Consider the following 618-nt stretch of genomic DNA (forward strand, 5'->3'; position numbering starts at 1 on the left):
ATAAGCGCTTAGAGCGTGCATTGCGCCGCATTCAACTGCTACAACAAGAAACGCATGAGTACTACAGTAACTTCCGCGTATCTAATAACTTGTTGGAACTGCGTAATCTACTGCAAGTTGCAGAGCTTATGGTTCGCTGTGCAATGCAGCGTAAAGAGAGCCGCGGCCTGCACTACACGCTTGATTACCCAAATCAACTGGAAAACAGCGGCCCGACAATTCTGGTACCAGCAAAGCAGTTAACCGATAATTAATATCGAATGTAACGCTTATCAACAGGGAGCTTTGGCTCCCTGTTTCATTTTCCATTGACGCAAAATCAAGGAAAGTTGCCGATAGCACCGTTCATCACAACTGTCTCGCCAAATCGTCACCATTTCATCCGACTCTAGCGTAAAGGAGAGTTTAAAAGGCAGCATCGTCAGGTTGACGTGTTTGATATGCGAATTACTCGTTTCATTTTTTACCGTGCCGTCACTATGCACATACCAATGCCCTTGACTCGACAAAAGGACAAAGCCTGGATCACGTAGCTTGCTAGCAATCAGTAATAACAAATAAGTCGATAATACGAGCGGAATGTCGGAGAGAGACACGGCCCAAGTCAAGCTTAAGAAA

1 protein-coding gene and 1 pseudogene are annotated in these 618 nt (G+C 45.3%); one reads left to right on the plus strand and one right to left on the minus strand.

Going from position 1 to position 618, the window contains the following annotated elements; genetic code table 11:
- Nucleotides 1-254 (plus strand): annotated as a pseudogene (locus R7O13_RS28460) (L-aspartate oxidase); the annotation flags it as partial.
- A gap of 18 nt (nucleotides 255-272) precedes the next feature.
- On the opposite strand, the gene R7O13_RS28465 reads toward R7O13_RS28460, so the two are convergent.
- Nucleotides 273-618 (minus strand): protein YgfX (locus tag R7O13_RS28465; protein ID WP_318305403.1); only part of this gene is annotated, 346 nt, incomplete at its 5' end.

The sequence above is a fragment of the Vibrio sp. Y176 genome, from assembly GCF_033438945.1.